Source organism: Pseudomonas sp. NPDC089428 (assembly GCF_044749325.1).
Classification (GTDB): domain Bacteria; phylum Pseudomonadota; class Gammaproteobacteria; order Pseudomonadales; family Pseudomonadaceae; genus Aquipseudomonas.
Map to the genome: position 1 here is coordinate 18,714 of NZ_JBIVHT010000005.1, position 12,391 is coordinate 31,104.

Below are 12,391 nucleotides of genomic sequence, written 5' to 3' on the forward strand. Positions count from 1 at the left end.
CGCAGGGCCCTTCGCGGTCAAGCCCGCTGCCACAGACAAAAAAGGGAGGCCACCAGGGCCTCCCTTTTTTCATGCCGCAACTTAGAACAGGACGCGCGAACGGATGGTGCCTTTGACCTGCTGCAGCTTTTCCTGCGCCAGGTCGGAGTACTCGGCGTCAACGTCGATTACCACGTAACCCACTTTCTCGTTGGTCTGCAGGAACTGACCGGAGATGTTGATGCCGTTCTCGGCGAAGACCTTGTTGATCTCGCTGAGCACGCCCGGGATGTTTTCGTGGATGTGCAGCAGGCGGTGCTTGCCTGGGTGCGCCGGCAGGGCAACTTCAGGGAAGTTGACCGACGATACCGAGGTACCGTTGTCGCTGTACTTGACCAGCTTCTCTGCCACTTCCAGGCCGATGTTGGCCTGGGCTTCGGCAGTGGAACCGCCGATGTGCGGGGTCAGGATCACGTTGTCCAGGCCGCGCAGCGGGCTTTCGAACTCTTCGTCGTTGGAGCGCGGCTCGACCGGGAACACGTCGATGGCGGCGCCGATCAGGTGCTTGTCCTTGATCGCAGCGGCCAGGTGGTCCAGCTCGACCACGGTGCCACGGGCGGCGTTGATCAGGATCGAGCCCTTCTTCATCGCACGGATCTCTTTCTCGCCGATCATCCACTGGGTGGACGGCAGCTCAGGCACGTGCAGCGAAACGATGTCGGCCAGGCCCAGCAGTTCGTTGAGGCTGGTGACCTGCACGGCGTTGCCCAGCGGCAGCTTGGTCAGCGGATCGTAGAAGTACACCTGCATGCCCAGGTTTTCCGCCAGGACCGACAGTTGGGTGCCGATCGAGCCGTAGCCGACGATGCCCAGCTTCTTGCCGCGGATCTCGAACGAGTTGGCCGCGCTCTTGATCCAGCCGCCACGGTGGCAGGAAGCGTTCTTCTCCGGGATGCCGCGCAGCAGCAGGATGGCTTCGGCCAGCACCAGCTCGGCCACCGAACGGGTGTTGGAGTAGGGGGCGTTGAAGACGGCGATACCACGCTCGCGGGCTGCAGCCAGGTCGACCTGGTTGGTGCCGATGCAGAAGCAGCCGACGGCGACCAGTTTCTTGGCACAGTCGAAGATTTCTTCGGTCAGTTGGGTGCGCGAACGAATGCCGATGAAGTGGGCATCGGCGATCTTTTCCTTCAGCTCGGCATCCGGCAAGGAACCAGTGAGGTATTCGATGTTGGTGTAGCCGGCGGCCTTGAGGGTATCGACCGCGTTCTGGTGCACACCTTCAAGAAGAAGGAACCGGATCTTGCTCTTGTCGAGAGAAGTCTTGCTCATCTGCGTAAACCTGTATCCCGGAGAAAAAATGGCGAGGACTGATGCCAGGCGCTTGGGCAGCCTTAGCATGAACAGCGGGAGCGCTATGCTAGCATACGCGACACAATCTGAGCTTATCCCGACAGGTGAAGAGTGCTCAGGGTGACTATGAATAAGTCGAGAGTTCCTGCGATGACCCACCCTGCGGTAATTGATGAGCTGAAGACCCTTGTCGAACCTGGCAAGGTCCTGACCGACCCCGCTTCCCTGGAGGCCTATGGCAAGGACTGGACCAAGCATTTCCCGCCAGCGCCCACAGCCATCGTGTTCCCCAAGTCAGTAGCGCAGGTGCAAGCCATCGTCCGCTGGGCCAACCAGCATCAGGTGGCGCTGGTGCCGTCCGGCGGGCGTACCGGGCTGTCTGCCGGAGCCGTGGCGGCCAATGGCGAAGTCGTCGTCGCCTTCGACTACATGAACCAGATTCTTGACTTCAGTGCCTTCGACCGCACCGTGGTGTGCCAGCCGGGCGTGATCACTCGCCAACTGCAGGCCTTTGCCGAGGAACAGGGCCTTTATTACCCTGTGGACTTCGCTTCCAGCGGCTCCAGCCAGATTGGCGGCAACATCGGCACCAATGCCGGCGGTATCAAGGTCATCCGCTACGGCATGACCCGCAACTGGGTGGCTGGCCTGAAAGTCGTCACCGGCAAGGGCGAACTGCTGGAGTTGAACAAGGGCCTGATCAAGAACGCCACCGGCTATGATCTGCGCCAGCTGTTCATCGGGGCCGAAGGCACCCTTGGCTTCGTGGTCGAAGCGACCATGCGCCTTGACCGCGCCCCGTGCAACCTCACGGCCATGGTGTTGGGCACGCCGGACTTCGACTCGATCATGCCGGTGCTGCATGCCTTCCAGGGCAAGCTCGACCTGACCGCTTTCGAGTTCTTTTCCGACAAGGGCCTGGCCAAGATCATGGCCCGTGGTGATGTGCCGGCCCCGTTCGCTACCGACTGCCCGTTCTATGCCTTGCTGGAGTTCGAGGCCAGCACCGACGACGTGGCCAACCAGGCGCTGGCAACCTTCGAGCACTGCGTCGAGCAGGGCTGGGTGCTGGATGGGGTGATGAGCCAGAGCGAAGCCCAGCTGAAGAACCTGTGGAAGCTGCGCGAATACCTGTCCGAGACCATCTCCCACTGGACACCCTACAAGAACGACATTTCCGTGACCGTTTCCAAGGTGCCGGGGTTCCTGCGCGACATCGATGCCATCGTCAGCACCCATTACCCGGACTATGAAGTGGTCTGGTACGGCCACATCGGCGACGGCAACCTGCACCTGAACATCCTCAAGCCCGAGCACATGAGCAAGGATGACTTCTTTGCCTCATGCACCAAGGTCAACAAATGGGTGTTCGAGATCGTCGAGCGCTACGACGGCTCGATCTCGGCCGAGCACGGCGTGGGCATGACCAAGCGCGACTACCTGGGCTACAGCCGTTCGCCAGAGGAAATTGCCTGCATGAAGGCAATAAAGGCCGTCTTCGACCCTAACGGCATCATGAATCCGGGTAAGATCTTTGCTCCTGAATAAAAGCAGTAAGCAAAGGAGTCGGCCATGAGTTACCAGCACCAGTACGTAGACGGTACGCGCATTCATTTCCCGCTGGGCAAGGTGGTGTGCATCGGCCGCAACTATGCCGAACACGCCAAGGAACTGGACAACCCCATTCCTTCCGAGCCGCTGCTGTTCATCAAGCCGGGCAGTTGCGTGGTGCCGCTGGAGGGCGGGTTCAAGATCCCGACCGACCGTGGCTCGGTTCACTACGAGGCCGAAATTGCCGTGCTGCTGGGCAAGCCGCTGTCGTCCAGTGCCTCCGAGGAAGAGGTGCTGGATGCCATCTCCGGTTACGCCCCGGCGCTGGACCTGACCCTGCGCGACGTGCAGGCCAAGCTCAAGGAAAAGGGCCTGCCCTGGGAGCTGTGCAAGAGCTTTGATGGCGCTTGCGTGCTGCCACCGTTCGTTTCCGCTGCATCCTTTGAAGACGTGACCGACATTCCGGTGCGCCTGACCATCAATGGCGAAGTGCGCCAGGACGGCAACAGCGCGATGATGCTCAACCCGATCGTGCCGATCATCCAGTACATGGCGGCGCATTTCTCGCTGCAGGCGGGGGATGTGATCCTGACCGGCACCCCGGCCGGTGTCGGTCCATTCAATGTTGGTGACGAGCTGGTGCTGGAGCTGCCGGGCGTCTGCCGTTTCGAGAGCCGGGTGCTCTGAGCCGATACCGCGCTGGCCTTCTTCGCGAGTAAACCCGCTCCCACAGGAAAATCATAAGCCTCAAGCCTTGTGAGGTTGCTGTGGGAGCGGGTTTACCCGCGAAGCAGGCGACGCGGTTTACCGATTTTTCACACCTGATCCGGATAATGCGCGGATCTTCGCCCATTTCCCCAGGACTTTTGCATGCCAGCATCCACCAGCGCCCCCGCATCCCCCAAGCGCCGCTTCTACTTGCGCTGGCCCTTCGGCCTGGCCGTTGCAGCGGTGATCGGTTACGGCGTGGCGGTTGCCATGCACTGGGATGACCGCGGCATGCTGTGGGTCAAGGAAAGCTTCGAAACCAGCGCCGAGCGCAGCGAGAGCGTGTGGCTGCCGGACTATCAGGTCGATATCGACGCCAAGGTGTTGCCGGGTATGGAAGATGACGAAGCCTCGGACGTTGCCTTCAACCCGCGTACCCGCACACTGTTCGCGGTGATGGGCAAAAACCCGTTCCTGGTCGAGCTCAGCCTCGACGGCGACGTGCTGCGCAAGATTCCACTGGTAGGCTGGAGCAACCCGGAAGGCGTCGCCGTGATGGAAGATGGCAATGTGGCGATCACTGATGAACGCCTGCACGACCTGACCGTGGTCAAGGTGGACGCACAAACCACCTCGCTGAACCACGCGGACTTCCAGAGCCACGACCTGGGCGAGTCGGTGAAGCGCAACAAGGGCTTCGAAGGCGTGGCCTGGGACCCGATGCGTCAGCGTCTGGTAATCGGCGAGGAGCGGCCGCCGAAGCTGTACACCTGGAGCAGCGACGGGCGCAGCCCGCTCAAAGATGACAAGCAGGCACTGGTCAGCGACGAGCTCGACCTGCGCAACCTGTCGGCCCTGGGGGTAGATCCGCGCACCGGGCATCTGCTGGTGCTGTCGGCCGACTCCAACATGCTGCTGGAGCTTGACGAGCAAGGCCAACAGGTCAGCTTCATGACCTTGCTGGGTGGCTTCAACGGTCTGGAGCACACCATCCCGCGTGCCGAAGGCGTTGCCATGGACGATCAGGGCAACCTGTACATGGTCAGCGAGCCGAACCTGTTCTATCGCTTCAAGAAAAGCCAGTAGCTCTATCAGCCCGTTCGGACATTAAGTTTCACTTCAGTTTGCCATGCTTGGATTCGCCTCCTTCATGTCGAGTCTGTTGTTATGCGTCGCTTTGTTCGTCCGCCGCTGTTCCTGGCTTTTGTCGGGCTGCTGTTCTTGGGTTTGGCTGGGCAGGAATATCGCCTGTTCGAGCGTGGCTGGTTCAACCTCAAGACCTGGTGGCAGCCGGCTGAGCAAGGCATGGGCCTCGATCGCTACCAGGTGGTGGTAGAGGCGCAGCCGGTCGAAGGGCTGGACGACGACCTTTCGGCACTGACCTACGACCCCGACCGCAAGACGCTTTTCACCGTTACCAATGCCCGTTCGGAACTGATCGAGCTGTCACTGGATGGTCGCATCCTGCGCCGGGTGCCACTGACCGGCTTCGGTGACCCAGAGGCCATCGAATATGTCGGGCCCAACAACTATGTGATTACCGATGAGCGCCAGCAGCGGCTGATTCGTGTGCGCCTGGACGATGACACACTGTTTCTCGACGCAGCGGATGCCGAGCAACTGAGCCTGGGCATCGGCCTCAATGGCAACAAGGGGTTCGAGGGGCTGGCCTACGACTCGGCGGGCCAGCGCCTGTTCGTGGCCAAGGAGCGCGACCCGATGCTGATCTATGAAGTACGTGGTTTCCCGCATCAGAATCCGGACCAGCCTTATGCGGTGCATGTGGTGCAGGACCGCAAGCGCGACGCGCGGCTGTTCGTGCGCGACCTGTCGAGCTTGCAGTTCGATGAGCGCAGTGGGCACCTGCTGGCGCTTTCCGATGAGTCGCGGCTGGTGCTGGAGCTGGATGTCGAGGGGAAGCCGCTGAGCACCTTGTCGCTGCGCAAGGGGTATCAGGGGTTGAAGGCAACGGTGCCACAGGCGGAGGGGATTGCGATGGATGAGGCAGGGACCCTCTATCTGGTCAGCGAGCCGAACCTCTTTTATGTGTTCAAGCAGCAGGCAGATTGATTGCCTGTGATGGCCACTTCGCGGGTAAACCCGTTGCCACAGGGTTCTCCACAGATTGCGAGGCTTGTGGAGTCCCTGGTGGAAGCGGGTTTACCCGCGAATACCTTTACTCGGCCTTGAGGGTCTTCACGCCTTCAGCGGTACCCAGCAGCAGCAGGTCGGCAGGGCGCGCCGCGAACAGGCCGTTGGTCACCACGCCGACGATGGCGTTGATCTGTGCTTCCAGCTCCACCGGGTTGGTGATCTGCAGGTTGTGCACATCGAGGATCACGTTGCCGTTGTCGGTCACCACGCCTTCCCGGTACACCGGGTCGCCGCCCAGTTTCACCAGCTGACGCGCCACGTGGCTGCGGGCCATCGGAATGACCTCGACCGGCAGCGGGAAGGCACCCAGCACGGGCACCAGCTTGCTGCCGTCGGCGATGCAGATGAAGGTCTTGGCCACGGCCGCGACGATCTTCTCGCGGGTCAGGGCCGCGCCACCGCCCTTGATCAGGTTCAGGTGTGCGTCGCTTTCGTCGGCGCCGTCGACATAGAACTCCAGCTCGCTGACGCTATTCAGCTCGTAGACCGGGATACCATGGCCCTTCAGACGCTGGGCAGTGGCCTCGGAGCTGGCGACCGCGCCATCGAAGGCGGTCTTGTGCTGGGCCAGGGCGTCAATGAAGAAGTTGGCGGTCGAACCGGTGCCGACGCCGACGACGCTCTTTTCATCCAGCTTCGGCAGAATGAAGTCGACAGCGGCCTGTGCGACGGCCTGTTTGAGTTGGTCCTGGGTCATGCGGGCTCCGGAAAGGGGCAGGGCGGTAATGAAAGAAGCCTAGTATAACGGCTCGGGCGGCTTTGCTGTGGTCGCCCGACGCAGCGCTGGGGTAGACTCGCAGCCCTTGTCCCGCGGCCAGTGATGCTTTCCGATGCTCGAACAGTACGTCAAGAAGATCCTCACCTCGCGCGTCTACGACGTCGCTGTCGAAACCCCGTTGCAGAGCGCCGGGCAACTGAGCAAGCGCCTGGGCAACCAGATCTTGCTCAAGCGCGAAGACTTGCAGCCGGTGTTCTCGTTCAAGATCCGAGGGGCGTACAACAAGCTGGCGCAGTTGACCCAGGAAGAGCTGGCCCGTGGCGTGGTCACCGCCTCGGCCGGCAACCATGCCCAGGGCGTGGCCCTGGCGGCCCGCGAGCTGGGCATCAAAGCCACCATCGTGATGCCCAAGACCACCCCGGAGATCAAGGTCGAAGGTGTGCGCTCGCGCGGCGGCAAGGTGGTGCTGCATGGCGATTCGTTCCCCGAAGCGCTGGCCTACTCGCTGAAACTGGTCGACGAGAAAGGCTTCGTCTATATCCACCCCTACGACGACCCGCACACCATCGCCGGCCAGGGCACCGTGGCGATGGAAATTCTCCGTCAGCACCCGGGCCAGCTGGACGCGATCTTCGTTCCGGTGGGCGGCGGTGGCCTGATTGCCGGTATCGCGGCCTATGTGAAATACCTGCGCCCGGAAATCAAGGTGATTGGTGTCGAGCCGGACGACTCCAACTGCCTGCAAGCAGCGATGGCGGCTGGCGAGCGCGTGGTGCTGCCGCAGGTCGGGCTGTTCGCTGATGGTGTGGCGGTGGCGCAGATCGGCCAGCACACCTTCGACATCTGCCGCCACCATGTGGATGAGGTGGTGACGGTAAGTACCGACGAGATCTGTGCGGCAATCAAGGATATCTACGACGATACCCGCTCGATCACCGAACCTGCTGGTGCGCTGGGTGTCGCGGGCATCAAGAAGTATGTCGAGCTCAAGGGCGTGACCGGGCAGACCCTGGTTGCCATCGACTCGGGCGCCAACGTCAACTTCGACCGCCTGCGCCATGTCGCCGAGCGCGCCGAGCTGGGCGAGAAGCGCGAAGCCATCATCGCCGTGACCATCCCTGAGCGCCCGGGTAGCTTCAAGGCTTTCTGCGAGGCCATCGGCAAGCGCCAGATCACCGAATTCAACTACCGCAAGCACACGTCCGATGAGGCGCACATCTTTGTCGGCGTGCAGACCCACCCGGAAAACGACCCGCGTGCGGCGCTGGTGCAGCACCTGATCGATCAGGGCTTCCCGGTGACCGACCTTACCGACAACGAACTGGCCAAGCTGCACATCCGCCATATGGTCGGTGGCCATTCGGCGGGCGCCAGCGACGAGATCGTGCTGCGCTTCGAGTTCCCCGAGCGGCCGGGGGCGTTGTTCAACTTCCTCACCAAGCTGGGCGGGCGCTGGAATATCTCGATGTTCCACTACCGCAACCACGGTGCGGCTGACGGGCGTGTGGTCGCTGGCCTGCAGGTGCCGGAGGATGAGCGCCACCTGGTGCCAGCGGCGCTGGCCAAGATCGGCTACCCGTATTGGGACGAGACCGATAACCCGGCGTACAAGCTGTTCCTGGGCTGAGAAGCTAAGCTAGGGCTGATGGCCTTTTCGTGGGCAAGCCCGCACCCACAGGCGCTCCGAGCAATTCAGAGCCTGCGCAGTACCTGTGGGAGCGGGCTTGCCCGCGAAGAGGCTAACGAAAAAATGGCCTGCTGAAGGACAACTGGGAAATGGAACACCTGACCACACTCAAGATCCTGCACATCATCGCCACCGCGCTGTTGCTGCTGGGCGCCCTCGGTCTGGCAATCTGGACCGTGCGCGCTCGTCGCCAGGGTGATGCCGAGGCCTATGCCAAGCTGCTGCGCCGGCCGCTGGTGTTCGTCTGGCTGCTGATGGGGGTGTGCCTGGTGAGCATGCCGTTCACCGGCTGGTGGCTGGTGCACCTGGTGGGCTGGCCGCTGGGGCAGACCTGGGTGCTGGCGTCCAGCGTCATCTATACGCTTGGCGCGTTTGCCGGCTGGTGGCTGCTGGTGCGGCTGAACCGGCTGCGCAAGGCTGAAGTGGTGGGGCTGCGGTTTACCCTGGTGCTGGCTGTGTTCAGTGGGGTGTGCTTCCTGTCCATTGCCGGGCTCATGGGCGCCAAGCCAGTCTGAAAGCCCTGTTTTACCAAAGCCGGCCTCTTCGCGGGTGAACCCGCTCCCACAGGTACTGCGGTGCTCTGAAGGGCAGTGATATTCCTGTAGGTTTAACCCGCGAAGAGGCCGGAACAGGAATGCTCAATCCCTGAGAGAAATCACCGGCCAGCCGCGCTTCTCGGCCTCGGCCCGCAGATTCGGGTCCGGGTCCACCGCCACCGCATGCGTTACCCGCTCCAGCAACGGTAGGTCATTCATCGAGTCGCTATAGAAATAGCTGTCCTCGAGATCAAGGCCGTTCTCCAGCATCCAGCGCTCCAGCCGCGTCACCTTGCCTTCACGGAAACACGCTATATCGGTACTACGCCCGGTATAGCGGCCGTCCTGGGTCTCGCATTCGGTTGCCAGCAGCACCCGCACACCCAGGCGCCGGGCGATGGGCGCGGTGACGAAGCGGTTGGTGGCCGTGATGATCACCAGCTGGTCGCCAGCCTCGCGGTGCTGCTGCAGCAACGCCAGGGCCTTGGGCAGGATGATCGGCTCGATGCAGTCACGCATGAAGTCGCGGTGCCATTCGTCGAGCTGGGCCGGCTCGGTGGCGGCCAGGATCTCCATGGAAAAGGCCAGGTAGGCCTGCAGGTCCAGGGTGCCGTTCAGGTAGTCCTGGTAGAAAGCATCGTTGCGTTTCTTGTACGCGACCGGGTCGAGAATGCCCCGTTCGCACAGGTAGTCACCCCAGGCGTGGTCACTGTCACCACCGAGGAGGGTATTGTCCAGGTCGAATAAAGCCAGGCGCATCGCGGTCACTCGTCTCAGCCACAGGGTAGGCCCGCAGAATACGGAGTTTTCACCGCACTGCACATAAGCTTGGCGGGCGCGTTGCTGCGCTCGCAGGCTTTGTGGAACAATGCGGTGACATGCGTTTGCGAGGTTGCTGCCGTGATCGACCCGGATGGTTTTCGCCCCAATGTTGGGATCATTCTGACGAATGATGCCGGGCAGGTGCTATGGGCTCGACGGATCAACCAGGATGCCTGGCAATTCCCGCAGGGTGGCATCAACCCTGACGAGACGCCGGAAGATGCCCTGTACCGCGAGCTGAACGAAGAAGTTGGCCTTGAACGCGACGATGTGGAAATTCTTGCCTGCACCCGCGGCTGGTTGCGTTATCGTTTACCCCAGCGGCTGGTCCGCACCCACAGCCAACCGCTGTGTATCGGCCAGAAGCAAAAGTGGTTTTTACTGCGCCTGGTGAGCAATGAACAACGGGTGCGGATGGACCTGACCGGCAAGCCGGAATTCGACGGCTGGCGCTGGGTCAGCTATTGGTACCCGCTGGGCCAGGTGGTGACGTTCAAGCGTGAAGTCTACCGCCGCGCCCTGAAAGAGCTTGCACCGCGTCTGCTGACGCGCGACTGACGACGGAGTTCGACCCCGAGCCATGCTCAATACGCTGCGCAAGATCGTCCAGGAAGTGAACTCCGCCAAAGATCTCAAGACGGCGTTGGGGATCATTGTCTTGCGCGTCAAGGAGGCCATGGGCAGCCAAGTCTGCTCGGTGTACCTGCTCGACCCGGAAACCAACCGCTTCGTGCTGATGGCTACCGAAGGCCTGAACAAGCGCTCCATCGGCAAGGTCAGCATGGCCCCCAACGAAGGCCTGGTCGGCCTGGTCGGTACCCGGGAAGAGCCGCTGAACCTGGAAAACGCCGCCGATCACCCGCGCTATCGCTACTTTGCCGAAACCGGTGAGGAGAAATTCGCCTCCTTCCTCGGTGCGCCGATCATCCACCACCGTCGCGTGGTCGGGGTACTGGTCATCCAGCAGAAGGAGCGCCGCCAGTTCGATGAAGGCGAAGAAGCCTTCCTCGTCACCATGAGCGCCCAGCTCGCCGGGGTTATCGCCCACGCCGAAGCCACCGGCTCGATCCGTGGCCTGGGCCGCCAGGGCAAAGGCATTCAGGAAGCCCGCTTCGTCGGCGTGCCGGGCTCGCCGGGCGCCGCTGTCGGGCGGGCCGTGGTCATGCTGCCGCCAGCCGACCTGGAAGTGGTGCCGGACAAGACCGTCGATGACATCGACGCCGAGCTGAAGCTGTTCCAGAACGCCCTCGAAGGCGTGCGCGAAGACATGCGCAAGCTGTCGGCCAAGCTGGCCACCCAGCTGCGCCCGGAAGAGCGCGCGTTGTTCGACGTGTACCTGATGATGCTCGAAGACGCCGCCCTCGGTGGTGAGGTGATCGAGGTCATCAAGACTGGCCAGTGGGCCCAGGGCGCCTTGCGCCAGGTGGTTGGCGAGCACGTCAACCGCTTCGAACTGATGGACGACGATTACCTGCGCGAGCGCGCCTCGGACGTGAAGGACCTTGGCCGGCGTCTGCTGGCCTATCTGCAGGAAGCCCGCTCGCAGTCGCTGGTGTATGCCGACAACACCATCCTGGTCAGTGAAGAACTGACCCCGGCGATGCTCGGTGAAGTGCCGGAAGGCAAGCTGGCAGGCCTGGTCTCGGTATTGGGTTCGGGCAACTCCCACGTCGCCATCCTCGCCCGCGCCATGGGCATTCCGACGGTGATGGGCCTGGTCGACCTGCCGTATTCCAAGGTCGATGGCATCGAGATGATCGTCGACGGCTACAAGGGCGAGGTGTTTACCAACCCCAGCGACGTACTGCGCAAGCAATACAGCGAAGTGGTCGAGGAAGAACGTCAACTGGCCCAGGGCCTCGACGCCCTGCGCGAGCTGCCGTGTGTCACTCCTGATGGCCACCGCATGCCGCTGTGGGTCAACACCGGCCTGCTCGCCGATGTGGCGCGTGCCCAGCAGCGCGGTGCCGAGGGCGTTGGCCTGTACCGTACCGAAGTACCGTTCATGATCAACCAGCGCTTCCCCAGCGAAAAGGAGCAGTTGGCGATCTACCGTGAGCAGCTGGCGGCCTTCCACCCGCTGCCGGTGACCATGCGCACCCTCGATATTGGTGGTGACAAGGCGCTGTCGTACTTCCCGATCAAGGAAGAAAACCCGTTCCTTGGCTGGCGCGGCATCCGCGTCACCCTCGACCACCCGGAAATCTTCCTGGTCCAGACCCGTGCCATGCTCAAGGCCAGCGAGGGCCTGAACAACCTGCGCATTCTGCTGCCGATGATTTCCGGCATTCACGAGCTGGAAGAAGCACTGCACCTGATCCACCGTGCCTGGGGCGAGGTGCGTGACGAAGGCACAGATGTGCCGATGCCGCCGGTGGGCGTGATGGTGGAAATCCCGGCGGCGGTTTACCAGACCAAGGAGCTGGCGCGGCAGGTGGACTTCCTCTCGGTCGGTTCCAACGACCTGACCCAGTACCTGCTGGCAGTGGACCGCAACAACCCGCGGGTCGCCGACCTTTACGATTACCTGCACCCGGCAGTGCTGCAGGCGCTCAATACCGTGGTGCGTGATGCCCATGGCGAAGGCAAACCAGTGAGCATCTGCGGCGAGATGGCCGGTGACCCGGCGGCGGCAATCCTGTTGATGGCCATGGGCTTTGACAGCCTGTCGATGAACGCCACCAACCTGCCGAAGGTGAAGTGGATGCTGCGCCAGGTGAACATGAGCAAGGCCAAGGAGTTGCTGGTCGAAGCCTTGAACCACGACAACCCGCAGGTTATCCACAGCTCATTGCAACTGGCCCTGAAGAACCTCGGGCTGGCGCGCATGATCGGTCCAGGGGCGAACAAAACCCTTTGATCAGCGTTGGCTTCTTCGCGGGC

At 62.3% G+C, this 12,391-nt stretch carries 11 protein-coding genes; 8 read left to right on the forward strand and 3 right to left on the reverse strand.

Features of this window, described 5'->3' with window-relative positions; translation table 11 throughout:
* Positions 1-81: 81 nt before the first annotated feature.
* Positions 82-1,311, reverse strand: coding sequence for a phosphoglycerate dehydrogenase (gene serA, locus ACIPZ5_RS11250; RefSeq protein WP_054885495.1), 1,230 nt, complete (start codon positions 1,309-1,311; stop codon positions 82-84).
* A 171-nt stretch (positions 1,312-1,482) separates the two neighbouring features.
* On the opposite strand from serA, the gene ACIPZ5_RS11255 reads away from it, so the two are divergent.
* From ACIPZ5_RS11255 to ACIPZ5_RS11270, 4 genes are all read left to right on the forward strand, one after another.
* A complete protein-coding gene (locus ACIPZ5_RS11255; protein WP_400808658.1) occupies positions 1,483-2,880 on the forward strand; it encodes an FAD-binding oxidoreductase in 1,398 nt (465 codons plus the stop codon).
* 24 nt (positions 2,881-2,904) lie between these two features.
* On the forward strand, positions 2,905-3,570 hold the full coding sequence (locus ACIPZ5_RS11260) for a fumarylacetoacetate hydrolase family protein (RefSeq protein ID WP_027920927.1): 666 nt from the start codon (positions 2,905-2,907) through the stop codon (positions 3,568-3,570).
* A gap of 183 nt (positions 3,571-3,753) precedes the next feature.
* On the forward strand, positions 3,754-4,677 hold the full coding sequence (locus ACIPZ5_RS11265) for an SdiA-regulated domain-containing protein (protein WP_400808660.1): 924 nt from the start codon (positions 3,754-3,756) through the stop codon (positions 4,675-4,677).
* Between the two features lie 81 nt (positions 4,678-4,758).
* The gene (locus ACIPZ5_RS11270) at positions 4,759-5,661 is read left to right on the forward strand and encodes an SdiA-regulated domain-containing protein (protein ID WP_343597500.1); all 903 of its coding nucleotides are present in this window, start codon (positions 4,759-4,761) and stop codon (positions 5,659-5,661) included.
* A gap of 106 nt (positions 5,662-5,767) precedes the next feature.
* On the opposite strand, the gene rpiA is transcribed toward ACIPZ5_RS11270, so the two are convergent.
* Positions 5,768-6,442, reverse strand: coding sequence for a ribose-5-phosphate isomerase RpiA (gene rpiA / locus ACIPZ5_RS11275; protein ID WP_060485716.1), 675 nt, complete (start codon positions 6,440-6,442; stop codon positions 5,768-5,770).
* 133 nt (positions 6,443-6,575) lie between these two features.
* Between rpiA and ilvA the strand changes: the two genes are divergently transcribed.
* Positions 6,576-8,090 carry a threonine ammonia-lyase, biosynthetic gene (gene ilvA / locus ACIPZ5_RS11280; RefSeq protein ID WP_085676351.1) on the forward strand — a complete coding sequence of 505 codons (1,515 nt, stop codon included), beginning with the start codon at positions 6,576-6,578 and terminating at the stop codon, positions 8,088-8,090.
* Between the two features lie 149 nt (positions 8,091-8,239).
* Positions 8,240-8,665 carry a DUF2269 domain-containing protein gene (locus ACIPZ5_RS11285; protein WP_343597503.1) on the forward strand — a complete coding sequence of 142 codons (426 nt, stop codon included), beginning with the start codon at positions 8,240-8,242 and terminating at the stop codon, positions 8,663-8,665.
* A gap of 123 nt (positions 8,666-8,788) precedes the next feature.
* On the opposite strand, the gene ACIPZ5_RS11290 is transcribed toward ACIPZ5_RS11285, so the two are convergent.
* Entirely contained in the window at positions 8,789-9,445 is a 657-nt protein-coding gene (locus ACIPZ5_RS11290) for an HAD family hydrolase (RefSeq protein ID WP_400808662.1), read from the reverse strand.
* A gap of 141 nt (positions 9,446-9,586) precedes the next feature.
* Between ACIPZ5_RS11290 and ACIPZ5_RS11295 the strand changes: the two genes are divergently transcribed.
* Together ACIPZ5_RS11295 and ptsP are read left to right on the forward strand one after the other, a co-directional pair.
* A complete protein-coding gene (locus tag ACIPZ5_RS11295; RefSeq protein ID WP_003249017.1) occupies positions 9,587-10,066 on the forward strand; it encodes an RNA pyrophosphohydrolase in 480 nt (159 codons plus the stop codon).
* A 22-nt stretch (positions 10,067-10,088) separates the two neighbouring features.
* Positions 10,089-12,368: a phosphoenolpyruvate--protein phosphotransferase gene (gene ptsP, locus ACIPZ5_RS11300; protein ID WP_343597508.1), complete on the forward strand. Its 2,280-nt coding sequence runs from the start codon at positions 10,089-10,091 to the stop codon at positions 12,366-12,368.
* The last annotated feature ends 23 nt before the right edge of the window (positions 12,369-12,391 follow it).